This window comes from Variovorax sp. OV084 (assembly GCF_900111625.1).
Classification (GTDB): Bacteria; Pseudomonadota; Gammaproteobacteria; order Burkholderiales; family Burkholderiaceae_C; genus Variovorax.
The window spans coordinates 1,194,898-1,219,628 of the sequence record NZ_FOII01000001.1 but is presented as its reverse complement, the minus strand read 5'-3'; the positions used below and the strand labels follow the sequence as shown (position 1 = coordinate 1,219,628).

Sequence of the window (24,731 nt, the reverse complement as noted above, 5' to 3'; positions counted from 1 at the left end):
CAGATGGAAACCATGAACACGACCGATAATCCGTCTCCCAAGACCGATCTGGCAGTGACCCACGTGCTGGCGCAACTGCTGGAAAAGCTTGAGCACAGCCCTGTGCCCGTAGGCGCAGAGCAGTACCGCTCCGTGGTCGAGCACCTCGTGCATGAGTTCGAGGACGTCGAGCAGGGCGCCGAACTAGGCCGCCTGCTCGATGCCTATCCGGCCGCGGCCGAGGTGTACGAGAACCTCAATTACAAGCACGCCGGGCTTTGCCGCTCGGCGTTGGACGCTTCCCTGGCCGCTGAAATCAGCGCACGGGAAGCCATTGCACGCGCAATGCGCAGTGCATAACTGAACAGCAAGGACAAGACGCATGGCGAAGGGTGAAGTGAAGACGGCAGTGGTGGCGGATGGGCTGCGTTACAAGTCCAAGACGCCGGGTTCGCCGTTCCGCGCCTCGGCGTCGTTCAGCGGCGCGACCATGTCGTGCTTCATGTGCGGCAAGCACCGCGTGCGCTCGCAGCTGCGTACGCGCCAGGTGCTGGGCAAGTCCCAGACCGTGTGCGCGCCTTCCTGCAAGGCGCTCGACGAATCCCTCGAATAGGGGATTGCCCCCAACTGCTGGCAGTGTGCCTGCTAGCACATTGGGGAGGCATTTTGGAGACATTTCCTCGTGCATAAGTCACGGAATGGCCTTCCGCATTGCCGGCAATCGTTATACAGTTGGACACAAATGATGCATGTAATTGCATGTAATCTAAAGTTCTACTAGTAGCCGATTTCCAATGAATTGCAGCCACACCGTCGACGCCCCTCGCGGGACATGGAATTCAACGCTTGCAAAGGGGCCCTGCCATGGCTAAGTCGCGCCACGTGGTCATGCAGGTGGTCAAGCGCTCGTCCGGCAGCGCCACGCACCATGTCGAATTCCTGATGGACGACAACTTCGCCGAGCGCCTGCGGCAGCTGCGTTCGCTGGTGCCACCCCTGGGCAGCCTCAACAAGCAGCGCGACCTCGTGATCGACAAGGTGCGCGTGCGCCTGCCCAACGCCATCTGGCGCTCGGGCAACGAGATCGAGATGGACGGCGGGGTAGACGGCTCCTGCATCGTCATCGCCGCCGAAGGCTCGTTCAACTGCGGTGGCAAGGACCGCAAGACGCGCGAGAAGCTCGTGACGTACAACTTCTCGATCGCGCGCCTGATCGAGCTGCATGCCGAGCGCCCGGAGGGCGAGACCTTCTACATCCGCGACGGCGTGTTCGCCAATGACGAGCCGGCCGAATCGCCAGCCGGCCGTTGGGTTGCGTCGATGCACGAGCTCGAAGTGGTGATGCGTGTGCCGGATGCTCCGTCCGATTTCGACACCCTGCACGACCTGACGCTGCGCCCTGAGCAGCAACAGCAGGCCGGCAGCGGCGCGCCGCACCGCGCCAATTTCTACTGAGTTTCTTGCCCGTCAGCCGGCAGCGGCCGCCTCAGGCGCCGCGCCCACTGGCGTGTACTGCGCACGGTTGTCCGCCAGCCAGCGCTCCGACAGGCTGCTGTCCTGCTGCATCGGATGGAAGTCCGCGCGCAGGTAGCTGCGCCAGCCGGCCAGGTTGCCGCGCAGCAGGCCGTCGCGGCTCAGCAGGATGCGCGCGGCGCTCTTCCAGGTCGACCATTTCCACAGCTGCTTTTCGTGGCGCAGGTTGTCGATGGTCTGGTGCATCAGGTCGCCCAGGAACATCATCGTCACGCGGCGGAACCAGCGCGTGCGCCATTCGTCGGAGCCACCCGCGGCCTGGTAGATGTCGAAGGCCACGCTCTTGTGTTCCAGCTCTTCCGCGCTGTGCCATAGCCACATGGTGCGCAGCCGGGGCTCGGCGCCGTCGAGGACCTGCGGGTGCGCCAGCAGCCACTCAGCGAACATCGCCGTGAAATGCTCGGTGGCCGCCGTCACCGCCAGCGCGTGGCGTGGGTCGGCTTCTTCCATCAGGGCCATGCGCTTGCTGGCGCGCGCCGTCCAGCCGTCGACCAGGCCCTGGCTTTCCAGATGGTTGTTGAAGAGTGAATGAATGCGCCGGTGCGTGGCTTCCTGCCCGATGAAGCCGCGCACGTCGGCCTTGTGTTTTTCCTGTACCTCGGCCGGCAGCGTGGCGACGGCGTCGCGCACCGCGTCGATGAAGAACTGCTCGCCGAAAGGGAAACTCATCGACAGGGCGTTGAAGAAAGCGGTCGAGAATGCATCGCCGCCGCACCAGTTGCGGGCAAAGGGCGGTTGCAGGTCGATCAGAAGGCGGCGGACAACGAGATCGGTCATGAAACAAGCCTTGGAAAAAGCACGGGTTGCGTGGATGGATGGTTGGTACAAATCAGTACCGCATGCCGCCATGTTGCAATTGTGAATTGGTACTGTCAAGTACCGAGACGTAGGAAAATGTGCCGTTCATGAGCGAAACCATCGAAAAAGCAGCCCCTTCCAAGTCCGCCGAGGGCCCAGGGAGCGAGCACTACAAGCGTCTGCTGCAGGGCATGGCGCACGCCGTGGCAGCCAAGGGCTACGCCGAGACAACCATTGCCGACATCGTGCGCGAGGCCGCCGTGTCGCGCCGCACTTTCTACGAACACTTCAGCACCAAGACCGAGTGCCTGATCGCGCTCTACGAAACCGCCAGCCGGCTCGCGCTGCAGGCGGTGAGCGAGGCCTTCGACCCGGTGCAGCCCTGGCATGCGCAGGTCGAGCAGGCCATGACCGCGTACTTCGATTACCTCGCGCAAGACCCGGTGCTGCTGCGCACGCTCTTCGTCGAGATCCTGGGGCTCGGCATGCCGGGCCTGGTGGTGCGGCGCCGGGTGAACGACGAGATCGCCAACTTCATCCAGGTGGCGATCAACAGCAGCGACAGCGCGGATGGCCCCGCCGTGCACCTGACGAGCGAGATGGCAATGACCGTGGTTGGCGGCATCAACGAACTGGTGCTGCAGGCCATCGAGCAGGACCGTGCGGGCGACCTGCGCGAACTGGTGGCGCCCGCCACGCGGCTGGTGCGCGCCGTGGCGGCCGAGAGCCAGCGCTAGACGCGCTTCGGCCCGGCGGTGCGCTGGGTGGCCGCGAGCCACAGCGCCAGCAGCCCCGCAATAGTCAGCGACAGCAGTACCCCAAGGTAGGGCAGCACGTCATGCAGCGGCGCGCCCATCTGGTTGAGCCGCAGCGAGGCCTGGATACCCGCCGTGCTCGGGAAGAGCCAGCGCAGTGCCTGCAGTGGCTCCGGCAAGGCCTCCACAGGCCACGAGAAGCCCGAGAGAAAGGCCATCGGCAGGGCGGTGAACAGCAGCACCTGCAAAGCCCGCTCGCGGTCTCGGAACCAGCAGCCGAGCACCAAGCCCAGCGCGCAGATCGCCGGCACGTAGAACGCGAGCAGCACCAGCGCACCGAGCGGATTCCCTCCGCGCGGATAGTCCTGCAAGAAGAACACCCAGCCGAAGTAGAAGAGCCCGCTCAGAAAGCCGAACGCCGAGAGAGCCCCCAGCCGCCCCAGCCAGGCTCCCATCGAGGCCCGCAGCCGCCCCGCCTCGGCCCAGGTGCCAGCCAGCATCGCCACGCCCATCAGCAGCGTCTGCTGCAGGATCAGCAGTGCCACCGCCGGGACCACGTAGCTGCCATAGCCTTCGGTCGGGTTGAACAGCGCGACCAGCTGCGTGTTGAGCGGACTGCGGCTGCGAGCGGCTTGAATCGCGCTCTGGCCGCCAGCCTGCAGCGTGCGGATCTCGACCCCGGCCGACACCGTACCCACGGCCTCCGAGAAGCCATACAGCACCGCTTTGTTCAACAGCGCATAGGCGCCGTTGCCTTCGATGGTGACGACGGCCGAGGTGCCGCGCAGCACATCGCGCTTGAGGTCGGCCGGCAGCAGCGCATAGCCTTCGATGTCGCCGCGCCACAGCGCCTGCTGCGCCTCGCGCACATCGCCCGTGACCATGCGCACGTCGAGCCGCGGATTGGCCAGCGCGAAGCGCGCGATCTGCCGCGACAGCGCTGTGTGGTCCTGGTCGACCACTGCCACCGGCACGCGCGCCACGGCCTGCGTGCCATAGGGCCACGGGTAGAAGAAGCCGTAGATGATGGGCGCGAGCAGCATGATCAGCAGCACGCCCTTGTCGCGCAGCACGGCGAGCGCGGTGTCGCGCCATGCGGCGCCGAGGTGGAGCCGTTCGTCAGTCATCACCGTCCACCCCAACTGTCGGGCGCTCCGGCCGCGCGCACCAGCGCACTGGCGGACGCGGCAAGCAGCACGCCCGTGCCCAGCACCATCCACAGCGGCGTGGCGACCGAATACACCGCCGGCGCGCCCATCTGCAACTGCTCCATCTGCACGCGGATGTAGTGCGTGTAGGGCAGCAGGCCGGCCCATATCTGCGCTAAGAAGGGCATCGCGACCAGCGGAAAACCCACGCCACCGAACGCGAAGGCCGGCGCCGTGATGAAGCCCGTAGCCGAAAGCGCAGTGCGCAGCGAACGCGTGAGCGCCGCCGCGAAAGCCCCGAGCGCAATCGACAGCGCCAGGAACACAACCAGCGCAAACAGCGTCCACCCGAGCGAACCGACCGGATGCCACCCGCGACCCGCGGTGATCCACAGCATCGCCGCGATGGCCACCGCCGAAAGGCTCGCGAACGGCAGCGCCAGCTTGCCCGCCAGCGCTGCCAGCGCCTCGTGCCATCGTGGCGCGGCGCCCAGCCACTCGCCGATGCTGCGGTCGCGCAGCTCGCGCCCCACGGCCCAGGCGCCGGCCGTCATCGCAAGAATGTGCAGCAGCGCCGGAATCAGCGCCGCGCCGAGAAACTGCTCGTAGTCGGTCGAGGTGTTGAACAGCGCCACCATGCTCGCCTTGATTGGCTCCATGCTCACGCGCGCCGCCGTCATCGACTCGCCGCGCTTGTTGCGCACCGTGAGCTCGACACCGCCCGAAACCGTGGCCACGGCGGTGCGCAAGTCGCGCTGGATCAGGCTCGAATGCGTGCCGAGCTGCGCGTTGTGCAGCAGCACTACCTGCCCGACGCGGCCCTGCTTGACGTCACGGCTCAGGTCGCGCGGCAACTGCACCGCCGCGTCGACCACGCCGCTGGTCAGGGCGCGCGCCATCTCGCCTTCGTCGCCGTACCGCTGCACCACGCGCAAGCCGGGCGTGGCGTCCAGAAAGCGCACCAACTGGCGCGAGAGCGACGAGTGGTCCTGGTCGAGCACGCCGATTGGCAATCGCTCGGGCAGGCCGGCAGAGAAGATCCACCAGATCAGGAACACCGCCAGCAACGGCACCCACGAGACCATCGCCAGGTCCCAGGGGCGCGTGCGCAGCAGCGCGAACTCGCGCCGTGCGCTGGCTGCGGAAAAGCCGCGCAGGCTCATCGCGAACTCAGTCGACCAAGACGCTCATGCCGGGCCGAGCGCCGTCGATGGGCTTGAGCGGCCGCGCGCGGACCTCGAAGGTGCGCACGTCGAAGCCGGTGCCGCCGCGCGTGGCGCGCCACGTCGCGAAGTCGGGCAGCACGGCGCTGTAGTAGACCTTGAAGCGGGCCGTGCGCCTGTCTTCCGGCAGCGCGGGCAGGCGCGCATCGAATTCGTTGCCGAGCGCGAAGCGGGCGAGTCGGTCTTCGCGCACGTTGAGCACCACCCACTGGTCGCTCAGGTCGACCACCGTGACCACGGCCACGCCCTGCGGCGACAGCTCGCCGACCTTGGCCAGCACCTTGGCCACCTCGCCCCCGACGGGGCTGCGCAGCTCGGTCTCGGCCTTGGCGGCTTCGGCCTCGGCTACCACGCCGGCGACCTGGCGCGCTTGCGCGCTGGCGGCGGTCTTGTCCTCGGGGCGGGCGCCGATGCGTGCCATGTCGTACTGCGCCTTGGCGGCAATGGCGGCGTCGCGCGAGGCCTTCCAGTTGGCTTCGGCCTCGTCGCGTTTCTGGTCGGCCACCAGGCCCTCGCGCGCAAGTCCGTCGACACGGCGGTACGAGGTCTGCGCCAGCTGGGCCGCGGTTTCGGCGCGCTGCCACTGCATGCGCGCCATCTCGACCTCCTGCGGGCGGGCGCCGTTCTGCGCCTTGTCGGCGACGGCCTGCGCGGCCTGTTCGGCGGCAGTGGCCTGCGCGAGCTTGGCGCGCACTTCGGGGCTGTCCATGCGCACCAGCACCGCGCCGGCCTGTATGCGGTCGCCTTCCTTCACCGGCACTTCGGCGATACGCGCCGTCACCTTGCCGGCAACATCGGTCTCGCGCGCCTCCATCTGGCCCTGGAATACCTCGGGGGCGGGCTGCGACGCGCGCCAGAAACCCCAGACGAGCACCGCCAGCACGAGCAGGGCGGCGAGTATCGCGATCAGTTTTCGGGTCTTGGCACTCATCATCAATTCACCTTCACGTCGGCACGCGCGATGTAGTCGGAAAACCTTTCGGAAAGGCCCGCGCTTTCGAGCAGTTGCGCAAGCGCTTGCACGTAGTCGTTGGCGGCTTGCGCGCGTTCGGTCAGCACCTTGGCCTGGTTGGTTTCGGCGTCGATCAGGTCGAGCGTGGTGCTCGTGCCTTCGCGCAAGCCCGAGGTGCGCAGCTTCACGACCTCTTGCGCCAGCTCCACCGAGGCCTTCATCTCGAGGTATTGGCGGCGCGCGTTCTCCAATGCGCGCCAGTTGCGTTCGACCAGCAGCGAGATGTCGCTGCGCGCCTGAGCGTCGGTGCGCTCGGCCTGCTCGACCTGCTTGAGTGAAGCAGCCGACAGGGCGTCGCGGTCGACCGAGTCGTACAGCGTCCAGCGCACGCCGAGGCCGGCCACCCAGTCGGCGTTGCCGCCCTTGAGTTCGCGCGTGCCGAAGGCAATGACTTGCGGGCGGCGCAACGCCTCTTCGCCTTCGTGCAATTGCTCGGCCTGCGACTTCTTGGCCGCGACCTTGCCCAGGCCCGGGTGTCGCGTGAGCGCCGAGTCGATGAAATAGCCGAGCGGTTCGATCGGTGTGCTGATGAGAAAGAGCGGCGTCCGCGGCGTCACGCTGCCATCAGCACGCACCGTGCGGGCCAGGGCTACGGCGGCGAGCGCCGCGTCGTTCTCGGCCTTGCGCGCATTGCGCCGTGCTTCCTCATACGCGGCGCTGGCCTGCAGGCGCTCGACGCGCGAGATCACACCGGCCGCGAGCATCTTCTGCGCCGCCGAATCATGCTGTGCGATCGTTCGCTCGGCCTGCGCGCGCAGCGTGGCCGCGCGCTGCGCGAGCTGGGCGCCGAAGTAGCGCTGTACCAGCAGCGTGTCGACCTCGTGGCCGGCCTGTTCGGCATCGGCCTGCGCTTCGCGCGTCTGGGCCGAGACGAAGCCGCGCACAGCATCGGTCGCGCCGCCGACGTAGAGCGGCCACACGGCCGAGATCGATGTGTTGGCGCCGGTGTCGTGGCGGTTGAGCGTGTAGCTGTTGGGCAGCTGCGGAATCGGCACGCGCGCGATCACGCTCTGGATGGACGACGGCAGCGCCGAGCCGATCTGCCCGAATTTCTGGTTGAGCGGATCGAGGTCGAGATTCAGGTTCGCGTTGTAGGCATAGGCCAGCCCCGAGACGCTGACCGTCGGGCCGCCGAGCCCCTTCAGGCCCTGGCCCTGCAGTTCCTTCGACTCGACCGCCGCGCGGGCCGCGGCCAGCTTGTCGGAGCGATCGAGCATGCGGGCGCGGGCCGCTTCGAAGCTGAGCGACAGGGTGTCGTCGTTGCGGGCCTGGGCCTGCGCGAAAGCCGCGGTGCCCAGCACCAGCAGTGCCGGCAGCAGGTAGAGAGAAGGAGAAAGGGCTTGGCGGCAGCGTGTCATCGTTTCAAGGGGCTGTTCAGATCTGCACCGTTGGCCGGTAGTCCGCCAGCAGCACTTCCTTCCATTTGCCGAACAGCGCCATCAGCCCGACGGCCACTGCGCCCGACAGCACCACTACCCAGCATGCATGCGCCCATCCGTCGTCGAAGGCACCGAACATCACCGCGCGAAAGGCCTGCACTACCCAACTGAACGGCAGCCAGCTGTGCACCGTGCGGAAGAAGCCGGCCGAAAGCTCCACCGGCAGCACCCCGCCACCGGCCGACAGCTGCAGCGTGAGCAGCAGCACCGTGAGGATGCGGCCGAAGTCGCCGAACACATGCAGGATCGCGAACAGCACCACCAGGAAGACCAGCGAGGCCAGCGCCATCGTGAGCGCCAGGGCGGCCACGTGCGGCGCCTGCACCTGCAGCACGCCCAGCAGCGTGGCCAGCACCAGCGCCACCTGCAGCAGCACGATCAGCGCCGGCATGGTGATCTTGCCGAGCGTCTTGGCGAGCTTCGGGTAGTGGGTGTGGTCCGCCAGCACGATGCGGATGTTGAACAGGTAGCCGGCCATCACCGCGCCGATCCACAGCGCCACCGACACCATGTTGGGCACGAAGGCGCTGCCGTTGTTGTCCACCGGTGCTACCACCTCGACCTTGGGCTCGACCGAATCGGCCAGCCCCGACGCGCTGCCCTGGATGCGGGTGATCGAGGCGGGCAGGGCGGCTTCGATGGTGCGCACGCCGGTCAGCAGGCGCTGCGCGCCTTGCGCAAGCTGAGCGCCACCCTGCACGAACTCGTCGAGCTTCTTGTCCGCCGGCAGCTTGCCGGCCATGGTGCGGATGCCGCCGGACAGCGCCCCCATGCCGTCGGTGAGCTTGCCCACGCCGCCGTCGAGCGCAGTGGCGCCGGCCGCGAGCTTGTGATTGCCGTCTTGTGCCTTGGCCATGGCCCCCTGCGCCTGATCGATGCCGCCGCGCAGCTTGTCAGCGCCGGCCGCGAGTTCGCCCGCGCCCTTGGCGATGCGCTCGCCTACGAAGGGAATGTCGGCGGAATCCTTCTGCATCTTGCGCGCGCCGTCGCCGAGCTGGCCGGCACCGGCTTCGAGTTGGCCGAGTCCGTCGCCGATCTGCGCGAGCCCGCTGCCGAGTTCGCGCTGGCCTGCCGCGAGTTGCTGCGAGCCGGCCTTCAGTGCACGCAGGTCAGCGTCCGCCGGCAGCTTCGATTCGATGGTTCGGATGCCGCCGTTCACCTGCTTGAACCCGCTGCTCACCTGCTGCGCGGCGGCGCTGTATTGGGCCGCGCCGTTGGCCAGCGTCTGGCTGCCGTCGCGCAGCTCCAGCAGGGCCTGCTTGAGCTTGTCGAGCCGCTGCTGCGAACCGGAGGCCGCGTTCAGCACCAGCCCCCAGCGCTGCTCGTTGAGCATCTCGTTGACCTGGTGCCCCAGCTCGCCCGCGAAGCGCCGCGCCAGGCCGGCCGAGCTGTAGTTGTTGCCTTCGGAGGTGTAGACCACCAGTTGCCCGGCGCCGCGCTGCGCACCCGGTACCGCGTTGGCACTGAAGTCCGCCGGAATCAGCAGCGCAAAGGCCAGCGTGCCGCGCCGAACCTCGGCGCGCGCGGCTTCGGCGTCGGTCATCGCGCGGAAGCCGAAGGCGCGCTTGTCGAGCAGGGTGTGCGTGAGTTCGTCGCCGACGTTGACGGTGCGCGACATGTAGGTCACGCCCTGGTCCTGGTTGACGATGGCGGCGGGCAGGTCGGCCGTGTGCCCGGCCGGGTCCCACACGCTCGTGAGGTAGATCAGCGCATAGAGCGCCGGCACCACGCCGACCGCCACCACGGCCAGCAGGATGCGCGGAAAGCGCCGCACGATCGCCAGCTCGGCCCGGGCGATGGCCCAGGTACCGGCGAACAGTGCGTGAAGGTATCGCATGGGGCTAGGAGGTCTGCAGCAGCGCCATGGCGGTGGGGTTTGCGTGCAGAAGCGGTCAGCCCGGCTTTTTCTGGGCGGGGTCGTAGAAGAATTGTTCTTCCGCGATGCGCTCGCCTTCCCAGCGCTGCCAAGCGATTTCTTCCATTCGCATCTTGCTGCCGCCCTTGAACGTGAACTCGAAGATCCAGTGGATCGCCACGTGGTCGCCGTTCACCAGCACCGGCCGCACGCAGGTGGAAACCACCGACTCGGTGCGGTCGAGCACGGCGCTTTCCTGCGCCACCAGCGTGCTGCGGCCGCGCCGCGGCTCGGCCTGGTTCTCGCGCATGGTGGCATCTTCGGTGTAGTAGTCCTCGATGGCCTTGGCATGCGCGCCGCCTTCGATGGCGGCGATGAATGATTCGAGTCGTTCGGGCGTGGGCATTTCAGGACTTTACTTTGACTTCAACGCGGCGCGCCTCGGCGGGCGGCCCATCGGCCTGCGATTGCTCGGGCTTGGCCAGCTCGATCTTGTCTTCCGGCGCACCAGCGGCCTTGAGCGCATCGCTCACGGCCATCGCGCGCTGCTTGGCGAGCTCGGCGTTCTTGGCCGGGTCGCCGCTGGCATCGTGGTAGCCGCTCACGAGCACCGTGCTGCCGCTCTGCACGGCCTTGATGACGTCGGCCAGGGCTTCCTTGGCGTTGGGCGCTACTTCGGAGCTGGCGCTCGCGAAGTAGAACTTCACGACGCCGTTCTCGACCTTCACCGCTGCGGCTTCGGCGGCCGACACGGCGCCCGAAGCGACCACCGCAGCAGGCGTCGACGGAGCCATCGCGGCGGGCGCGGTCGCGGCCGGCGGCATCTCGACCTTCGCCGGCACGGCCGCCGCCGCATCGCCGGCATGGAACTTCACCACCAGCGGCACGATGAGCAGCGCCACGATGTTGATGATCTTGATCAGCGGGTTCACGGCCGGGCCGGCCGTGTCCTTGTAGGGGTCGCCCACGGTGTCGCCGGTGACGGCGGCCTTGTGCGTCTCGCTGCCCTTGCCGCCGAAGTGGCCGTCCTCGATGTACTTCTTGGCGTTGTCCCAGGCGCCACCGCCGGTGCACATGCTGATGGCGACGAACAGGCCCGTGACGATGGTGCCCATCAGCAGCCCGCCCAGCGCCTTCGGCCCCAGCACCAGGCCGACGACGATCGGCACGAGCACCGGCAGCAGCGACGGGATCATCATTTCCTTGATGGCCGCGCCGGTCAGCATGCTCACGGCCTTGCCGTACTCGGGCTTGCCGGTGCCTTCCATGATGCCGGGGATGTCGCGGAACTGGCGCCGCACTTCTTCCACCACCGCGCCCGCCGCGCGGCCCACGGCCTCCATGGCCATCGCGCCGAACAGGTAGGGAATCAACCCGCCGATGAAGAGGCCGACGATCACCATCGGGTCACTCAGGTTGAAGCTGATGTTCAGCCCGAAGCTCTCCAGCTTGTGCGTGTAGTCGGCGAAGAGCACCAGCGAGGCGAGGCCCGCAGAGCCGATGGCGTAGCCCTTGGTCACGGCCTTGGTGGTGTTGCCGACCGCGTCGAGCGGGTCGGTCACGGCGCGCACGCTTGCGGGCAGGTCGCTCATCTCGGCAATGCCGCCGGCGTTGTCGGTGATGGGGCCGTAGGCGTCCAGCGCCACCACGATGCCGGCCATGCTCAGCATCGACGTGGCAGCCACCGCAATGCCGAAGAGGCCTGCCAGCGAGTACGAAGCCAGGATGGCGATGCACACGAAGATCACCGGCCACGCCGTGGAGCGCATCGACACGCCCAGGCCCGCGATGATGTTCGTGCCGTGGCCCGTGGTCGAGGCCTGCGCGATGTGCTGCACGGGCTTGTACTGCGTGCCGGTGTAGTACTCGGTGATCCATACCAGCGCGGCCGTCAGCGCCAGGCCGACGAAGCAGGCGCCGAACAGCTTCAGCTGGCTGCCGCTCGGGGCGATCGCGTTGTCGGGAATCAGCCAGCTGGTGACGAACCAGAACGCGATCAGCGACAGGATGCCCGCCACCGCCAGGCCCTTGTAGAGCGCCGGCATCACGTTGACCATGCCCGGCGAGGCCTTCACGAAGAAGCAGCCGATGATCGACGCGATGATCGACACGCCGCCCAGCGCCAGCGGGTACAGCACCGCGTTGGTGGGCGCCGCGGTAACCATCAGCGCGCCCAGCACCATGGTGGCGATCAGCGTCACGGCGTAGGTTTCGAACAGGTCGGCGGCCATGCCGGCGCAGTCGCCGACGTTGTCGCCCACGTTGTCGGCAATCACGGCCGGGTTGCGCGGGTCGTCTTCGGGGATGCCGGCCTCGACCTTGCCCACCAGGTCGGCGCCGACGTCGGCGCCTTTGGTGAAGATGCCGCCGCCCAGCCGCGCGAAGATCGAGATCAGCGAGGAGCCGAAGGCAAAGCCGATCAGCGGATTGAGGGTGGCCGCAAGGCTGTGGCCCGCCGCCGGCGTGCTGCTGCCGATCAAGACCCAGTAGAAGGCCGACACGCCCAGCAGGCCCAGGCCCACCACCAGCATGCCGGTGATGGCGCCGCCGCGGAACGCGACGTCGAGTGCCGGGCCGATGCCTTGCGTGGCCGCCTGCGCCGTGCGCACGTTGGCGCGCACCGACACGTTCATGCCGATGAAGCCGCAGGCGCCCGAGAGCACCGCGCCCACGATGAAGCCGACTGCCGTGGTCAGGTCCAGGAAGATGGCGATGAGGATGGCGAGCACCACGCCGACGATGGCGATGGTGCTGTACTGCTTGGCGAGGTAGGCGGAGGCGCCGGCCTGGATGGCCGCTGCAATTTCCTGCATGCGGGCATTGCCTGCGTCCTTCGCGAGAATCCAACTTCGAGCCCAGAAACCGTAGGCCACGGCTACGAGGCCGCAGACGATAGCCAGTATCAGGGGGGTGTTGCCGATCATGCTTTGCTTCTCCATTCGTTCGTTGCGACTTGTGGAGACGGACAGCATGGGCCCTGCGTGCAACGCGTACGGGACCATGTTTTCCGCCGCGTTGCTTCCTCGAAGCTCACTGCACCAAGGGTGAGGAGCCGATTGGCCAACGGTTGCAATTTACAGGCAAATACGAGTGCGCGTGCGACCGGTCGGTGACACGGAAAGTAAACTCCGGGTTTGTCCCCATCTCTCTCATACTTTTCCACTACTCGAAAAACGTCATGTCCTTCGACAAAGTTTCCCCCGGCAAGAACGTCCCCGATTCCTTCAACGTCGTGATCGAAATCCCGATGAACGCCGACCCGATCAAGTACGAAGTCGACAAGGAATCGGGCGCGATTTTTGTCGACCGCTTCATGACGACGGCCATGTACTACCCGGCCAACTACGGCTACGTGCCGCAGACCCTGTCGGGCGACGGCGACCCGGTCGACGTGCTGGTGATCGCTCCGTATCCGCTGCTGCCGGGCGTGGTGGTGCCGTGCCGCCCCCTGGGCATCCTGATGATGGAAGACGAAGCCGGCGTCGACGGCAAGGTGCTGGCCGTGCCCACCGACAAGGTGCTGCCCATCTACAGCCACTGGAAGTCGGTCGACGACGTGAACCCGATGCGCCTGAAGGCCATCAGCCACTTCTTCGAGCACTACAAGGACCTGGAAGAAGGCAAGTGGGTCAAGGTGCTGGGCTGGGAAGGCATCGACGCGGCCAAGAAGGAAATCCTGGACGGCATCGCCAGCTACAAGAAGTAATTTATTCGTTCTCGAAGGGCGAACGGCGCGGGTCGCGCGTGAAGCTGCCGGCCAGCGATGGCGCGCAGCCCGGCGTGTCCGAGACGGTGACGCGGTCGGTGTCGAACTGGAGTGCGCGGGTGCAACGCCCGCCTTCCTGCACCACGAGGCGCCGTTGCCCGTCGAGCACGTTCTTGCCCTGCAGCAGCATGTTGCCGCGCGGGTCAGGGCAAACATAGATCTGGATGTCCAGCGTGCCGCCCAGTTCGGGCGTCACGTCGAGGAAGCGCCCGTCCTTCGGGCACTGGCCTTCCACATAACGCCCCATCCAATGCAACAGCGGGTGACTCAGGTAGGTGATGCGCCGCTCGTAGTCCTGCTTGAGGCATTCGGTCTTGCCGCGGCATTCGCGGTTGCGCACAGCTATCCAGTCACGCTGGTCGCGTTTCAGGAACGTTGCCCACTGGCCCGTGCCGGGCATTTCGACTTGCCGCTTGTAGAGGGCGGCCATTGCTTCGTCCTGCCGTGACAGGCCGGGGTCGGCGCAGATGGCTTTCTCGGTGGCGTTGCCGGCCTTGGCGCAGTCGAAGCTGGCGGCCGTGGCCAACTGGCTGGCCGCCATGAAGCAGAGTGCCACGAGGGCAGGGCGTGTGAAGGGCGGCATGTGGTTCTCTCTCCTCGATGCGGATGCTAGGAGAGGCGCCGCGCGCCGTCGATGTGCCGAATGGTCAAGGGCACTATGCCCTTGGACAGAGGAGACGCTTCAGGCGCGGACCGCGTCGCTGGCCAGCCGCATCCATTCGCGATTGACCGAACGCGCATGCGAGTTCCAGTGGCGAGCGGCCTGCTGGAGATCGTCCCACTGGCGCTGTGCACCGGTGGCATCGCCTTGCTGGGCAAGCCATGCGATGTAGCGGGCGCGGGCCTCGACGGTGTTGTACTGGCTCAGCGCGGCCTCGAAGGCTTCGCGCGCTTCCGGCTGGCGTCCGTCGGCGGCGAGGGCGCGGGCGGTGAGCACGGCGACTTCGTCCTTGCGGTAGTCGTCGCGCGTGGCACGCAGGGCCTGGAGCGCCTGCAATGCCTCGCGGCCGGCAGTCGCTCCACCCGCAGCCAACAGGGCGCTGGCCAGGCCGAACTGCAGTTCGGGATCGGAGGCCAGCGGGCCCTTCAGTGCGTCGCGGTAATGGCCGACGGCATCGGCGGCCTGCCCCTTGTCGAGCGCTGCCTTGGCAAGGCGCAGCTTGTTCTGGGCCGTGGGGGCGAGGTCGTAGGCCTCGGTGGCCGCGCGGTATTCGCGCTCGGGGTCGATGAAGCCGATGGCCGCGCTGGCCACCTTGCCGGCGGTGCGCTGCATGCGCGAGGCGGGCAGGTACTCGACCACGAAGTACACGATGCTTCCCAGCAGCGGGAAGCTGAAAAGAATGAGAAGCCAGTACATCTGCTTGCCGTGGCGCATTGCGTGCACGGCGAAGAACAGCGCGATGAGGACGTGTAGCCCCAGTCCGACGAATGGCATCGAGTTCTCTCTGAGTTGTTGTGGATATCGGGCGCTTTTATAGCAGCCCCGCATGGCAAGAAAGGCTGGTCAAGCGGCCTTGAACGGGCTGCGCTCGCCAAGGTGATCCATGTAGTTCTCGATGCCCGCGCCCTCGCGCTCCAGGAAGCGCTCGACCGCATCGGCAAACGCCGGGTGTGCCAGCCAGTGGGCGCTGGTGGTTTTCACCGGCATCAGCGCGCGCGCCATCTTGTGCTCGCCCTGGGCGCCGCCCTCGAAGCGCTGGGCGCCGTGTTCGATGCACCAGGCCAGCGGCTGGTAGTAGCAAGCCTCGAAGTGCAGGCAGTCGACGCGCTCCAGCGCGCCCCAGTAGCGGCCGTAGGCAACGAGCGGTGCATCGCGCTGCGTCGAAAGGGCGATCAGGCTGGTGGCCATGGGTTTGCCATTGCGCTCGGCGACGAACAGCAGCCAGGCCTCGGGCATCGTGTCGGCCATGCGCCGGAAGAAGTCGCGCGTGAGGTAGGGCGGGTTGCCGTGCTCGCGGTAGGTGCGCTCGTAGCAGCGGTAGAAGAAGTCCCAGTCGGCCTTCGAGATGTCGGTGCCGCGCGACCAGCGGAAGCTCACGCCGGCGTCGGCCACCTTGCGGCGCTCCTGGCGGATCTTCTTGCGCTTGTCGTGCGAGAGGCTGGCGAGGAAGGAGTCGAAGTCGGGGTACTGGGCGTTGGTCCAGTGGAACTGCACCGTGTTGCGCAGCATCAGGCCTGCTTCGGTGCAGGCGGCGATGTCGGCATCGGCGCCGAACAGCAGGTGCAGCGACGACAGCTCTTCCTGCTTGCACAGCGCGACGAGTCCTTGCACCAGCAACGTGCGGCTTTGAGCGTCGCGCGCCAGCAGCCGCGTGCCGGGCACGGGCGTGAAGGGCACTGCGACCACGGCCTTCGGGTAATACGCGAGCCCGTGCTGCTCGTAGGCATTGGCCCAGGCCCAGTCGAAGACGTACTCGCCGTAGGAATGGTCCTTGATGTAGAACGGGCACGCGGCCTGCAACTGCTCGCCTTGCCACAGCGTGACGAACTGCGGCATCCATCCGCTCTCCGGCGTGGCGCTGCGGCTGTCGTTCAGCGCCGCGAGGTATTCATGGCGCATGAAGGGCGATGGCTCGGCCTCGGCGGCCAGCAGCGCGTTCCATGCGTCCGGGCTCACGTCAGCCGGCGACGACAGAACCCGAATGACATAATCGTTCAAGCCTTTTTCTTCCTTCTGTATGACGCTCAAGCTCGCCATCGCGCAACTCAATTTTGTGGTGGGCGACCTCGCCGGCAACGCGAAAAAGATCGTCGACGCCGCGCGCGATGCCCATGCGCAGGGCGCGCGCCTCTTGTTGACGCCCGAACTCTCGATTGCCGGCTATGCGGCGGAGGACCTGTTCCTCCGTCCCGCCTTCACCGAAGCCTGTGATGATGCCGTGAAAGGCATTGCCGCTGCTCTGGCCGATCTCAAAGACATGGTGGTGGTGGTGGGGCATCCGACCGGCGGCAGCCTGCGCAGCCGCTCGGTGGCCGTACAGATGCGCCACAACGCGGCAAGCGTCATCAAGGAAGGCCGCATCCTCGAAACGTATGCCAAGCGCGAACTGCCCAACTACCAGGTGTTCGACGAGCGCCGCTACTTCACGCCGGGGCAGGGCACCTGCGTGTTCGAGGCGGGCGGTGTCTCGGTCGGCCTGCTGATCTGCGAGGACGCCTGGTTCGACCAGCCGGCCGAACTGGCACGCGAAGGTGGTGCCGAGGTGCTGGCGGTGATCAATGCGTCGCCGTACCACGTGGGCAAGGAAGGCGAGCGCGTCGCGCGCATGGCCGACCGGGCGCGCGCGGTCGGCCTGCCGCTGGTGTACGCGCACCTGGTCGGTGGGCAGGACGAGGTGGTGTTCGACGGCGCTTCGTTCGCGTTGCAGGCCGATGGCGTGGCTGCCATGCAGGCCGAGAGCTTCAAGGAGAAGCTGGTTTTCGCCCAACTGGAGCGCACGCCTCAAGGCGGCGTTGGCTTCGTAGCCGAGCCGGCGGCCATCGCACCGCCACGCGACGCTGAGGCCCAACTCTGGGACGCCCTGGTGCTCGGAGTGCGCGACTACGTCGGCAAGAACGGTTTTCCGGGCGCCATCCTGGGGCTTTCGGGCGGTATCGACTCCGCATTGGTGCTTGCCATCGCGGTCGATGCACTGGGCAAGGACAAGGTCCGTGCGGTGATGATGCCTTCGCCTTACACCGCCGACATCAGCTGGATCGATGCGCGCGACATGGCCGCCCGCCTGGGCGTGCGCTACGACGAGATTTCCATCAAGCACACCTTCGAGTCCTTCAAGGGCGCGCTGGCCGAAGAATTCAAGGGGCGGCCCGAGGACACGGCCGAGGAAAACATCCAGGCCCGCATCCGCGGCACGCTGCTGATGGGGCTTTCGAACAAGTTCGGCGCCATCGTGCTCACCACGGGCAACAAGAGCGAAATGGCCACCGGCTACTGCACGCTGTACGGCGACATGGCAGGCGGCTTCGCGGTCATCAAGGACCTGCTCAAGACAACCGTGTTCGCGCTGGCGCGCTGGCGAAATGCCCACGATCCGTACGGCACGGGCACCGAGCCGATTCCCGAGCGGATCATCACGCGGCCTCCCAGCGCCGAACTTCGGCCCGATCAGACCGATCAAGACAGCCTCCCGCCCTACGACATCCTCGACGGAATCCTGGCACGCTACATGCAGGACGACGAGGGCATCGACGAGATCATTGCCGCGGGTTACGACCGTGCGGTGGTCGAGCGGGTTGCGCGGCTCATCAGGATCAACGAATACAAGCGGCGCCAGGCGCCGGTAGGCATCCGGGTCACCCATCGAAGCTTCGGCAAGGATTGGCGTTACCCTATCACCAGCAAATTCAACGAAACCGCCGGAGCACGAAAACCATGAAGCAGATCACCGCCATCGTCAAACCCTTCAAGCTCGAGGACGTGCGCGAGGCCTTGGCCGAAGTGGGCGTCACCGGCCTGACCGTCACCGAAGTCAAGGGCTTCGGCCGCCAGAAGGGGCACACAGAGCTCTACCGCGGCGCCGAATACGTGGTCGACTTCCTGCCCAAGATGAAGGTCGAAGTGGTCGTCAACGAGGCCGATGTGGAGCGCTGCATCGAAGCCATCGTCAGTTCCGCGCGCACCGGGAAGATCGGCGACGGGAAGATTTTTGTCACCGGCGTGGAGCGCATCGTGCGTATCCGTACGGGTGAGGAAAACGAAAACGCTGTTTAAAGCAAGAAAGCCCCGGCGACGGGGCTTTCGACATGGTCGTCAGAGGTTTTCCGACAGCCTGTCTTCGCGTGGATGGAGCGGCACTTCGGCGCGCAATGCCGTGAGCAGCTCGGGCACATCGGTGCCGGTGCGGATCAGGCTCATCTGCCATTCGCCCATGAAGCCCTCGCGCACGCTGTGCGCCAGGAAGCCAAGCAGGCCGTCGTAGTAGCCGGCGGTGTTGAGGATGCCGGTGGGCTTGTCGTGGTAGCCGAGTTGGCGCCAGGTCCAGATCTCGAACAGTTCCTCGAAGGTGCCGATGCCGCCCGCCAGGGCGACGAAGGCATCGGCGCGCTCACCCATCATGGCCTTGCGTTCGTGCATGGTGTCGACCACGTGCAGTTCGTCGCACAGCGGGTTGGCCAGTTCCTTGTCGACCAATGCCTTGGGGATGATGCCGACCACTCGGCCGCCGGCAAGGCGGGTGGCCTCGGCCACCGTGCCCATCAGGCCGGTGCGACCTCCGCCGTAGACAAGCTGGCCGCCGTGCTGGCCGATCCATTGGCCGACGGCTTGCGCGGCCTGGGAAAACTCGGGGCGCTCGCCGGGGCGCGAGCCGCAATACACACAGATCGAAAATTCAGGATTCATCCTGCCATCATGCCGCAGCCCGTGGGCCTTCTCATGACACGAAGCGTTGCCACAACGCTGCCGCCCAGATGCCGCCGCACAGCGTGAGCGACAGCAGCACGGCGGCGCTACCCATGTCCTTGGCGCGCTTGGAGAGGTCGTGCCACTCAGGGCCGATGCGGTCGATGGCGGCTTCCACCGCGGTGTTGAGCAACTCGACGATCATCACCAGGATGGCGCTGCCCGCGAGCAGCGCCACCTCGACCCAGCTGCGCCCGAGCCAGAAGGAGGCCGGAATCATCACGATCGACATGATGGCTTCCTGGCGGAAGGCGGGCTCGCTCCAGCCGGCGTGCAGGCCGTGTAGCGAGATCAGCGTGGCGTGCCAGACGCGTTCGAAGCCCTTGCGGGCTTTTTGCGGATTGACGGCGGGATCGGGAAGCTTGGGCAAGGCACTCATTGGCGACTCATCGGTTTGGAGGTGATGAGCCGTGTACCGGCCCAGGCGTCGTGCCAGAACTGGCGCTCGGGGTGAAAACGCGCCAGCAGGGCCCAGACAGCGACCCAGCCGAAGATCAGGACGGTCGATTCGCCGCCAGACAGCTTGAAGGGCGCGATGGCGGCCAGCGGCGGTAGGAACCAGACCCAGCTCAGCAGGTAGCGCGCCAGCGCACGGCGTTGGCTGATGGGCTGGCCGTGCGCGTCGACGATGCGGATGTTCCAGGTTTTCATGGCGAGGGTCTGGCCTTTGGTCCAGAACCAGACGAAGTACACGCCGAACACCACGAAAAGAAAAGCCTGAAATAGATGGCGGCGCGAATCCATGGCGTCGCGCATCTGACCAAGCGTGCTGAAGAGCCAGCCCGAAACGAACACCACCGCAAACAGCAGCATGCCCTCGTAGAGCCAGCAGGCCATGCGGCGCCAGAGGCCGGGCACTATCGAAACAGGAGCGCTGGCTGCAGGAGAGATCGGCGAGGCGGGCTGATCGGGGCCCGAAGCCTCGGGAGAGCTGGAAACCATCGAAGCCTTGGGATCAGGGGGCGGGGGAGGATGGCTCGGCTGCCGACGACGGCGCGGGCACCTGGGCTTCGGCCGGAACCGGTGGAGAAGCGATGCTGGACGGGGCTGGCGCGGCGGGGAGGATGGAAACCGCCGGCGTCGTCGCTGCGGGCACGCGCTCCGGCGGCGATGCCACCATGATCGTGGCCGGCGTGGCAGCGGGGGCGGGCGGCGGGGCCAGCAAAATCCTGGGCGTGTGTTGTACGCCGGGGGTGACGGCCGGCACCGGCACGAGCTTCTGGGACGAGACCGGCCGCACAGGAATGGCGGCACCGCGTGGCTTGGGTGGGGCGCGTTCCGCGAGCTTGCGCTTTTCTTCCTCGCTCAAGGCCTGGTACTGCTCCCATTTGACCTTGCGCTCGTCAGGCGGAATGCGCTTGACCTCGGCGAAGTTCAGGCGGGCCTGGGCGCGCTGCTGATTGCTCAGGGCGGTCCATTCGATCATGCGGCTGTGAAGGGTGGTCTGTTCGTCCGCCGACATGCTCGCGAAGTTGCGCGACAGCGCCAGCCACTTTTTCTTTTGCCCGACGTTCAGCGTGTTCCAGTGAGCGTTCAGCGGCTTCAGGGCTTGCTGCTGCTCGGCCGTGAGTTCGCTCCAGAGCGGCTTGGTCGTCGAGATGGCCTTGGGGCTGGTGGCTGACGCGGAGCTCGCCGAAGCCGGGCCCGCCGCAGCCTTGGCGGCTGCTTCGGAGGGCGGCTGGGCGCAGGCGAGCGTGAGGCTGAAGGCTGCGACTGCAAGCGCACCTGCCCAAACGACTGCGCCCGCCGGGAGCGGGCGCAACGGGCGGGGGGTGTTTGCGCTGGGGGTGGAGCGGCGTCGCATTCGGTCGATGAAAAATCAGTCGGAGGCGCTGTCGGCCTTCAGGAATTGGGCAAAACCGGGGTCGGTGTAGGCAGCGGGCGGCAGGTCGCCCGTCAGCAGCGCGGAATCCACTTCGGCCAACTCGCTGGCGCGGTCGTCGTCCTGCATCACGCTGATGGTGATCAGGCCCGCCACAAGCGCAATCAACGGCACCACGGAGCCGATGCGGGTCCACCAGCTTCCACCCAGTGTGAGCGTGTGGCCCGACTGCACCACCACAGGCGCAGTCCGCAACTGCGGGGGCTGCTTGCGCGCGGAAACGGCCTGCGCTCGCGCCACGCGCAGCCGCTCGCCGATGTCGTGCGGCAGCTCTCGATTGCCGGCCGAAAGGCGGGCAACCAGACGCTGGCCGAACTGGTCTTCGGCGGTGGTGGATGTTGAGGTTGGAACCTTAGTGTTCATAGCGATATTCCCTTGGCCTTGAGCGCCTTGCTCAGAGCGTGAACGGCTCGCGAGCAATGGGTTTTGACGCTGCCCTCGGAGCAGCCCATCGCAGCGGCCGTCTCTGCGACGTCCATTTCCTCCCAGTAACGCATCAGGAAAGCCTCGCGTTGACGGCCCGGCAGTGCTGCGATCTGTTCCTCGATCTCGTGGAAGACCTGGGCGCGGCGGGTCGTGTCTTCGGCGCTCTCCGATTCCCTAGAGTCGGTCGGCGAGACGAAGTTCTCCAGCAGGTCGAAATCTCCGTCGTCGTCGACCGAGTCGAAATCGCTGAGGTTGGAGAAAAGGGCGCGCCGGGTTTTCTGGCGGCGGAACCAGTCGAGCGTGCAGTTCGACAGGATGCGCTGGAACAGCATCGGCAGTTCGGCCGCGGGCTTGTCGCCGTAGTGCTGCGCCAGCTTCATCATGCTGTCCTGCACGATATCGAGGGCCGCTTCTTCATCCCGCACGTGGTAGACCGAGCGCTTGAAAGCGCGTCGTTCAACGCTTTTCAGGAAGTCGGAGAGTTCTTGTTCAGTGGCCAAGCGAGAGGGGGCGCGCAGAGCGCGCCGCGTGGGGAAGAGGGTCTAGCGATCGCGTATGTTTACCGCCGCGGATTATGCCTTTGTAGCTTTACAAGGCAGCTGAAGCGAATCTGAACGCCCGGAAATGTCATAATCCGCCCTGCAAGTCAAAAGGCAAACGGGTCACGGTCCGGCGGAACATCAGTCCGCTCATGGCTTTGGCCTCAAGTCCTGGCGCGACCTCACAAGGGTTGGCAAGGGGCACCCAAGGTATTTCGTTCCCGAAATAAACAAAGGTTGATCATGGAAATCTCCAAAGCGGAAATCGTTTCCGCAGCAGCCGCGTCCTCAGGCGCCGGCAACCCGACGCAAGAACTCATGGGCGCTGAAGTGCTGGTCAAGGCACTGCAGGCCGAAGGCGTCCAGTACGTCTGGGGTTACCCCGGCGGCGCGGTTCTCTACATCTACGACGCGTTCTACAAGCAGGACACCATCCAGCACGTGCTGGTGCGCCACGAGCAGGCCGCCGTTCACGCGGCCGACGGCTACGCACGCGCCACCGGCGAAGTCGGCGTGGCACTGGTCACTTCCGGTCCCGGCCTGACCAATGCGGTCACCGGCATCGCGACGGCGTACATGGACTCCATCCCGATGGTGATCATCTCGGGCCAGGTGCCAACGGCTGCCATCGGCCTTGACGCCTTCCAGGAATGCGACACGGTCGGCATCACCCGCCCCATCGTCAAGCACAACTTCCTCGTCAAGGATCCGAAGGATCTGGCCATGACGATGAAGAAGGCCTTCCACATCGCACGCAGCGGCCGTCCGGGCCCCGTGGTGGTGGACGTGCCCAAGGACGTTTCGTTCAAGAAGGTCCCGTACACCGGCTATCCCGACAAGGTCGAGATGCGCTCGTACAACCCGGTGCGCAAGGGTCACGGCGGCCAGATCCGCAAGGCGCTGCAACTGCTGCTGGCTGCCAAGCGTCCGTACATCTACACCGGCGGCGGCGTGCTTCTGGGCAACGCCTGCAATGAACTGCGCACGCTGGTCGACATGCTCGGCTACCCGGTCACCAACACGCTGATGGGCCTGGGCGCCTATCCGGCGAGCGACCGCAAGTTCCTGGGCATGCTGGGCATGCACGGCACCATCGAAGCCAACAACGCGATGCAGAACTGCGACGTGCTGCTGGCCGTGGGGGCGCGCTTCGACGACCGCGTGATCGGCAATCCCAAGCACTTCGCGCAGAACGAACGCAAGATCATCCACATCGACATCGACCCGTCGAGCATCTCCAAGCGCGTGAAGGTCGACATCCCGATCGTCGGCGACGTGAAGGACGTGCTCACCGAGCTGATCTCGATGATCCGCGAGAGCACCACCAAGCCCGATGCAGGCGCTCTGTCCGACTGGTGGAAGACCATCGAGGCCTGGCGCTCGCGCGACTGCCTGAAGTACGACCGCGGCAACAAGGACGTGATCAAGCCGCAGTACGTGGTCGAGACCCTCTGGAACATGACCAAGGACGCCGACGCGTACATCACGTCGGACGTGGGTCAGCACCAGATGTGGGCTGCGCAGTACTACCGCTTCGACGAGCCACGCCGCTGGATCAACTCGGGCGGCCTGGGCACCATGGGCGTGGGCATTCCCTACGCCATGGGCATCAAGCTCGCGAAGCCCGATTCGGAAGTGTTCACCATCACCGGCGAAGGCTCGGTGCAGATGTGCATCCAGGAACTCTCCACCTGCCTGCAATACAACACGCCGATCAAGATCTGCTCGCTCAACAACCGCTACCTGGGCATGGTGCGCCAGTGGCAGGAGATCGAATACTCCGGCCGCTACAGCCACAGCTACATGGATGCACTGCCCAACTTCGTGAAGCTCGCCGAGGCCTATGGCCACGTCGGCATGCTGATCGAGCGTCCACAAGACGTGGAGCCCGCGCTGCGCGAAGCACGCAAGCTCAAGGACCGCACGGTGTTCATGGACTTCCGCACCGATCCCACCGAAAACGTGTTCCCGATGGTGAAGGCCGGCATGGGCATCACCGAAATGCTGTTGGGTTCCGAAGATCTCTGATCCGCGGAACATTCGCTCAACTCTTTACTGACGAATCTATTGCTCGCCGAGCCCGCGCATTACCGTGCGCGGGGGAGGGCGGCGAAAAGAGGAGTCACGCAAACATGAAACACATCATTGCAGTGCTGCTGGAAAACGAGCCGGGTGCTCTTTCCCGCGTGGTGGGCCTTTTCTCGGCCCGTGGCTACAACATCGAATCGCTCACGGTGGCGCCCACGGAGGACGCAAGCCTCTCGCGCATGACCATCGTTACCACCGGTTCCGACGACGTGATCGAGCAGATCACCAAGCACCTGAACCGCCTGATCGAAGTGGTGAAGGTCGTAGACCTGACCGAAGGCGCCTACACCGAACGCGAACTCATGATGGTGAAGGTGCGCGCGGTCGGCAAGGAGCGCGAGGAAATGATGCGCATGGCAGAAATTTTCCGCGGCCGCATCATCGACGTGACCGATAAGAGCTACACCATCGAACTCACCGGCGACCACGGCAAGAACGACGCTTTTCTTGAAGCGATCGAACGTAGCGCTATCCTCGAGACAGTCCGTACCGGTGCCAGCGGCATCGGGCGCGGCGAGCGCATCCTGCGCGTGTAGGAGGGTGAAAGCGCCCTCAGTTCATACGTTCATCCACACATGAGGCAAGAGTGATGCGAGGTCTGCTCGGTTTCGACAAGATGGTGACCCCGGCGATCGTCCGGGGGCTCTACTTTCTCGGCCTGCTGGGTGTGATCGTCCTGGCGGTGGCGGCGCTGTACCAGCGCCAGTACCTGCCGGCTTTCACGGTCCTGATCTTCGGCACCATTGGCGTTCGCATCTACAGTGAATTGCTCATCGTGCTGTTCCGCATCCACGACAGCCTCGTGTCCATCAACCAGCAAATGAAGGACCGGAATTCCTCCGGCCTCTGAGTGAAATGCATCCCGCTACGGGTGCTCGAGATTTTTT

27 protein-coding genes are annotated in these 24,731 nt (G+C 66.1%); 10 read left to right on the top strand and 17 right to left on the bottom strand.

Features of this window, described 5'->3' with window-relative positions; all coding sequences use genetic code 11:
• Positions 1-3: 3 nt before the first annotated feature.
• The 3 genes from BMW87_RS05940 to BMW87_RS05930 all read left to right on the top strand — a co-directional run bounded on the left by BMW87_RS05940 (position 4) and on the right by BMW87_RS05930 (position 1,434).
• The gene (locus tag BMW87_RS05940; RefSeq protein WP_093054381.1) at positions 4-339 is read left to right on the top strand and encodes a hypothetical protein; all 336 of its coding nucleotides are present in this window, start codon (positions 4-6) and stop codon (positions 337-339) included.
• Positions 340-361: 22 nt separating this feature from the next.
• Positions 362-592 carry a hypothetical protein gene (locus BMW87_RS05935; RefSeq protein ID WP_007836713.1) on the top strand — a complete coding sequence of 77 codons (231 nt, stop codon included), beginning with the start codon at positions 362-364 and terminating at the stop codon, positions 590-592.
• A gap of 251 nt (positions 593-843) precedes the next feature.
• Positions 844-1,434 carry a hypothetical protein gene (locus BMW87_RS05930; RefSeq protein WP_093054383.1) on the top strand — a complete coding sequence of 197 codons (591 nt, stop codon included), beginning with the start codon at positions 844-846 and terminating at the stop codon, positions 1,432-1,434.
• A 12-nt stretch (positions 1,435-1,446) separates the two neighbouring features.
• Here the strand turns inward: BMW87_RS05930 and BMW87_RS05925 are convergent, their stop codons facing one another.
• Positions 1,447-2,289 carry a metal-dependent hydrolase gene (locus BMW87_RS05925; protein WP_093074924.1) on the bottom strand — a complete coding sequence of 281 codons (843 nt, stop codon included), beginning with the start codon at positions 2,287-2,289 and terminating at the stop codon, positions 1,447-1,449.
• A 128-nt stretch (positions 2,290-2,417) separates the two neighbouring features.
• Between BMW87_RS05925 and BMW87_RS05920 the strand changes: the two genes are divergently transcribed.
• On the top strand, positions 2,418-3,047 hold the full coding sequence (locus BMW87_RS05920; RefSeq protein ID WP_093074921.1) for a TetR/AcrR family transcriptional regulator: 630 nt from the start codon (positions 2,418-2,420) through the stop codon (positions 3,045-3,047).
• Here BMW87_RS05920 and BMW87_RS05915 read toward each other — a convergent pair.
• From BMW87_RS05915 to BMW87_RS05885, 7 genes are read right to left on the bottom strand one after another with little or no spacing between them, the layout of a single operon-like run.
• A complete protein-coding gene (locus tag BMW87_RS05915; RefSeq protein ID WP_093074918.1) occupies positions 3,044-4,192 on the bottom strand; it encodes an ABC transporter permease in 1,149 nt (382 codons plus the stop codon). The genes BMW87_RS05920 and BMW87_RS05915 overlap by 4 nt on opposite strands.
• The gene (locus tag BMW87_RS05910) at positions 4,192-5,376 is read right to left on the bottom strand and encodes an ABC transporter permease (protein WP_093074915.1); all 1,185 of its coding nucleotides are present in this window, start codon (positions 5,374-5,376) and stop codon (positions 4,192-4,194) included. The genes BMW87_RS05915 and BMW87_RS05910 overlap by 1 nt, the downstream gene beginning before the upstream one ends.
• A gap of 7 nt (positions 5,377-5,383) precedes the next feature.
• Positions 5,384-6,370 carry an HlyD family secretion protein gene (locus BMW87_RS05905; RefSeq protein WP_093074912.1) on the bottom strand — a complete coding sequence of 329 codons (987 nt, stop codon included), beginning with the start codon at positions 6,368-6,370 and terminating at the stop codon, positions 5,384-5,386.
• Positions 6,370-7,806, bottom strand: coding sequence for a TolC family protein (locus BMW87_RS05900; protein WP_093074909.1), 1,437 nt, complete (start codon positions 7,804-7,806; stop codon positions 6,370-6,372). The genes BMW87_RS05905 and BMW87_RS05900 overlap by 1 nt, the downstream gene beginning before the upstream one ends.
• A gap of 16 nt (positions 7,807-7,822) precedes the next feature.
• The gene (locus BMW87_RS05895; RefSeq protein WP_093074906.1) at positions 7,823-9,724 is read right to left on the bottom strand and encodes a YhgE/Pip domain-containing protein; all 1,902 of its coding nucleotides are present in this window, start codon (positions 9,722-9,724) and stop codon (positions 7,823-7,825) included.
• 55 nt (positions 9,725-9,779) lie between these two features.
• Entirely contained in the window at positions 9,780-10,148 is a 369-nt protein-coding gene (locus BMW87_RS05890) for a nuclear transport factor 2 family protein (RefSeq protein ID WP_093074903.1), read from the bottom strand.
• A 1-nt stretch (position 10,149) separates the two neighbouring features.
• A complete protein-coding gene (locus BMW87_RS05885; protein WP_093075253.1) occupies positions 10,150-12,666 on the bottom strand; it encodes a sodium-translocating pyrophosphatase in 2,517 nt (838 codons plus the stop codon).
• Between the two features lie 254 nt (positions 12,667-12,920).
• Here BMW87_RS05885 and ppa point away from each other — a divergent pair, with 254 nt between their 5' ends.
• Positions 12,921-13,448, top strand: a complete 528-nt coding sequence (ppa, locus tag BMW87_RS05880; protein ID WP_093054399.1) for an inorganic diphosphatase — start codon at positions 12,921-12,923, stop codon at positions 13,446-13,448.
• 1 nt (position 13,449) lies between these two features.
• Here the strand turns inward: ppa and BMW87_RS05875 are convergent, their stop codons facing one another.
• The 3 genes from BMW87_RS05875 to BMW87_RS05865 form a co-directional block, all read right to left on the bottom strand.
• Positions 13,450-14,091 (bottom strand): lysozyme inhibitor LprI family protein, encoded by a 642-nt coding sequence (locus tag BMW87_RS05875; RefSeq protein WP_093074900.1) that lies wholly within the window; start codon positions 14,089-14,091, stop codon positions 13,450-13,452.
• Between the two features lie 99 nt (positions 14,092-14,190).
• The gene (locus tag BMW87_RS05870; RefSeq protein WP_093074897.1) at positions 14,191-14,943 is read right to left on the bottom strand and encodes a hypothetical protein; all 753 of its coding nucleotides are present in this window, start codon (positions 14,941-14,943) and stop codon (positions 14,191-14,193) included.
• A 69-nt stretch (positions 14,944-15,012) separates the two neighbouring features.
• The gene (locus BMW87_RS05865; RefSeq protein ID WP_093074894.1) at positions 15,013-16,167 is read right to left on the bottom strand and encodes a GNAT family N-acetyltransferase; all 1,155 of its coding nucleotides are present in this window, start codon (positions 16,165-16,167) and stop codon (positions 15,013-15,015) included.
• Between the two features lie 19 nt (positions 16,168-16,186).
• On the opposite strand from BMW87_RS05865, the gene BMW87_RS05860 reads away from it, so the two are divergent.
• Together BMW87_RS05860 and BMW87_RS05855 are read left to right on the top strand one after the other, a co-directional pair.
• Complete coding sequence (locus tag BMW87_RS05860) at positions 16,187-17,884, top strand: NAD+ synthase (RefSeq protein WP_093074891.1); 1,698 nt, start codon at positions 16,187-16,189, stop codon at positions 17,882-17,884.
• Positions 17,881-18,219: a P-II family nitrogen regulator gene (locus tag BMW87_RS05855; protein WP_093054409.1), complete on the top strand. Its 339-nt coding sequence runs from the start codon at positions 17,881-17,883 to the stop codon at positions 18,217-18,219. The genes BMW87_RS05860 and BMW87_RS05855 overlap by 4 nt, the downstream gene beginning before the upstream one ends.
• 39 nt (positions 18,220-18,258) lie before the next feature.
• On the opposite strand, the gene BMW87_RS05850 is transcribed toward BMW87_RS05855, so the two are convergent.
• From BMW87_RS05850 to BMW87_RS05825, 6 genes are read right to left on the bottom strand one after another with little or no spacing between them, the layout of a single operon-like run.
• Complete coding sequence (locus BMW87_RS05850) at positions 18,259-18,849, bottom strand: LOG family protein (protein ID WP_093054411.1); 591 nt, start codon at positions 18,847-18,849, stop codon at positions 18,259-18,261.
• A gap of 31 nt (positions 18,850-18,880) precedes the next feature.
• Positions 18,881-19,288 (bottom strand): diacylglycerol kinase, encoded by a 408-nt coding sequence (locus BMW87_RS05845; RefSeq protein ID WP_093054413.1) that lies wholly within the window; start codon positions 19,286-19,288, stop codon positions 18,881-18,883.
• Positions 19,285-19,851: an RDD family protein gene (locus BMW87_RS05840; RefSeq protein ID WP_093074888.1), complete on the bottom strand. Its 567-nt coding sequence runs from the start codon at positions 19,849-19,851 to the stop codon at positions 19,285-19,287. Before BMW87_RS05840 ends, BMW87_RS05845 begins: the two co-directional genes overlap by 4 nt.
• 13 nt (positions 19,852-19,864) lie before the next feature.
• A complete protein-coding gene (locus BMW87_RS05835) occupies positions 19,865-20,671 on the bottom strand; it encodes a DUF3106 domain-containing protein (RefSeq protein WP_256216670.1) in 807 nt (268 codons plus the stop codon).
• Positions 20,672-20,728: 57 nt separating this feature from the next.
• Positions 20,729-21,154 (bottom strand): DUF3619 family protein, encoded by a 426-nt coding sequence (locus BMW87_RS05830; protein WP_093054419.1) that lies wholly within the window; start codon positions 21,152-21,154, stop codon positions 20,729-20,731.
• Positions 21,151-21,717, bottom strand: coding sequence for an RNA polymerase sigma factor (locus tag BMW87_RS05825; protein ID WP_093054421.1), 567 nt, complete (start codon positions 21,715-21,717; stop codon positions 21,151-21,153). Before BMW87_RS05825 ends, BMW87_RS05830 begins: the two co-directional genes overlap by 4 nt.
• A gap of 282 nt (positions 21,718-21,999) precedes the next feature.
• On the opposite strand from BMW87_RS05825, the gene BMW87_RS05820 reads away from it, so the two are divergent.
• From BMW87_RS05820 to BMW87_RS05810, 3 genes are all read left to right on the top strand, one after another.
• Positions 22,000-23,784 carry an acetolactate synthase 3 catalytic subunit gene (locus BMW87_RS05820; protein ID WP_093054423.1) on the top strand — a complete coding sequence of 595 codons (1,785 nt, stop codon included), beginning with the start codon at positions 22,000-22,002 and terminating at the stop codon, positions 23,782-23,784.
• Positions 23,785-23,888: 104 nt separating this feature from the next.
• Positions 23,889-24,380 (top strand): acetolactate synthase small subunit, encoded by a 492-nt coding sequence (gene ilvN / locus BMW87_RS05815; RefSeq protein WP_007834236.1) that lies wholly within the window; start codon positions 23,889-23,891, stop codon positions 24,378-24,380.
• Between the two features lie 53 nt (positions 24,381-24,433).
• Positions 24,434-24,694 (top strand): DUF4282 domain-containing protein, encoded by a 261-nt coding sequence (locus BMW87_RS05810; protein ID WP_093054426.1) that lies wholly within the window; start codon positions 24,434-24,436, stop codon positions 24,692-24,694.
• Positions 24,695-24,731 lie beyond the last annotated feature (37 nt).

What these genes read in the sequence shown, in the direction of transcription:
- BMW87_RS05940 (WP_093054381.1), top strand. Translation starts at nt 4, where the DNA reads ATGGAAACCATGAACACGACCGATAATCCGTCTCCCAAGACCGATCTG.
- BMW87_RS05925 (WP_093074924.1), bottom strand. Translation starts at nt 2,289, where the DNA reads ATGACCGATCTCGTTGTCCGCCGCCTTCTGATCGACCTGCAACCGCCC.
- BMW87_RS05910 (WP_093074915.1), bottom strand. Translation starts at nt 5,376, where the DNA reads ATGAGCCTGCGCGGCTTTTCCGCAGCCAGCGCACGGCGCGAGTTCGCG.
- BMW87_RS05840 (WP_093074888.1), bottom strand. Translation starts at nt 19,851, where the DNA reads ATGGTTTCCAGCTCTCCCGAGGCTTCGGGCCCCGATCAGCCCGCCTCG.
- BMW87_RS05915 (WP_093074918.1), bottom strand. Translation starts at nt 4,192, where the DNA reads ATGACTGACGAACGGCTCCACCTCGGCGCCGCATGGCGCGACACCGCG.
- BMW87_RS05855 (WP_093054409.1), top strand. Translation starts at nt 17,881, where the DNA reads ATGAAGCAGATCACCGCCATCGTCAAACCCTTCAAGCTCGAGGACGTG.
- ppa (WP_093054399.1), top strand. Translation starts at nt 12,921, where the DNA reads ATGTCCTTCGACAAAGTTTCCCCCGGCAAGAACGTCCCCGATTCCTTC.
- BMW87_RS05820 (WP_093054423.1), top strand. Translation starts at nt 22,000, where the DNA reads ATGGAAATCTCCAAAGCGGAAATCGTTTCCGCAGCAGCCGCGTCCTCA.
- BMW87_RS05845 (WP_093054413.1), bottom strand. Translation starts at nt 19,288, where the DNA reads ATGAGTGCCTTGCCCAAGCTTCCCGATCCCGCCGTCAATCCGCAAAAA.
- BMW87_RS05860 (WP_093074891.1), top strand. Translation starts at nt 16,187, where the DNA reads ATGACGCTCAAGCTCGCCATCGCGCAACTCAATTTTGTGGTGGGCGAC.
- BMW87_RS05930 (WP_093054383.1), top strand. Translation starts at nt 844, where the DNA reads ATGGCTAAGTCGCGCCACGTGGTCATGCAGGTGGTCAAGCGCTCGTCC.
- BMW87_RS05850 (WP_093054411.1), bottom strand. Translation starts at nt 18,849, where the DNA reads ATGAATCCTGAATTTTCGATCTGTGTGTATTGCGGCTCGCGCCCCGGC.
- BMW87_RS05920 (WP_093074921.1), top strand. Translation starts at nt 2,418, where the DNA reads ATGAGCGAAACCATCGAAAAAGCAGCCCCTTCCAAGTCCGCCGAGGGC.
- BMW87_RS05830 (WP_093054419.1), bottom strand. Translation starts at nt 21,154, where the DNA reads ATGAACACTAAGGTTCCAACCTCAACATCCACCACCGCCGAAGACCAG.
- BMW87_RS05935 (WP_007836713.1), top strand. Translation starts at nt 362, where the DNA reads ATGGCGAAGGGTGAAGTGAAGACGGCAGTGGTGGCGGATGGGCTGCGT.
- BMW87_RS05870 (WP_093074897.1), bottom strand. Translation starts at nt 14,943, where the DNA reads ATGCCATTCGTCGGACTGGGGCTACACGTCCTCATCGCGCTGTTCTTC.
- BMW87_RS05885 (WP_093075253.1), bottom strand. Translation starts at nt 12,666, where the DNA reads ATGATCGGCAACACCCCCCTGATACTGGCTATCGTCTGCGGCCTCGTA.
- BMW87_RS05900 (WP_093074909.1), bottom strand. Translation starts at nt 7,806, where the DNA reads ATGACACGCTGCCGCCAAGCCCTTTCTCCTTCTCTCTACCTGCTGCCG.
- BMW87_RS05890 (WP_093074903.1), bottom strand. Translation starts at nt 10,148, where the DNA reads ATGCCCACGCCCGAACGACTCGAATCATTCATCGCCGCCATCGAAGGC.
- BMW87_RS05875 (WP_093074900.1), bottom strand. Translation starts at nt 14,091, where the DNA reads ATGCCGCCCTTCACACGCCCTGCCCTCGTGGCACTCTGCTTCATGGCG.
- BMW87_RS05810 (WP_093054426.1), top strand. Translation starts at nt 24,434, where the DNA reads ATGCGAGGTCTGCTCGGTTTCGACAAGATGGTGACCCCGGCGATCGTC.
- ilvN (WP_007834236.1), top strand. Translation starts at nt 23,889, where the DNA reads ATGAAACACATCATTGCAGTGCTGCTGGAAAACGAGCCGGGTGCTCTT.
- BMW87_RS05905 (WP_093074912.1), bottom strand. Translation starts at nt 6,370, where the DNA reads ATGATGAGTGCCAAGACCCGAAAACTGATCGCGATACTCGCCGCCCTG.
- BMW87_RS05895 (WP_093074906.1), bottom strand. Translation starts at nt 9,724, where the DNA reads ATGCGATACCTTCACGCACTGTTCGCCGGTACCTGGGCCATCGCCCGG.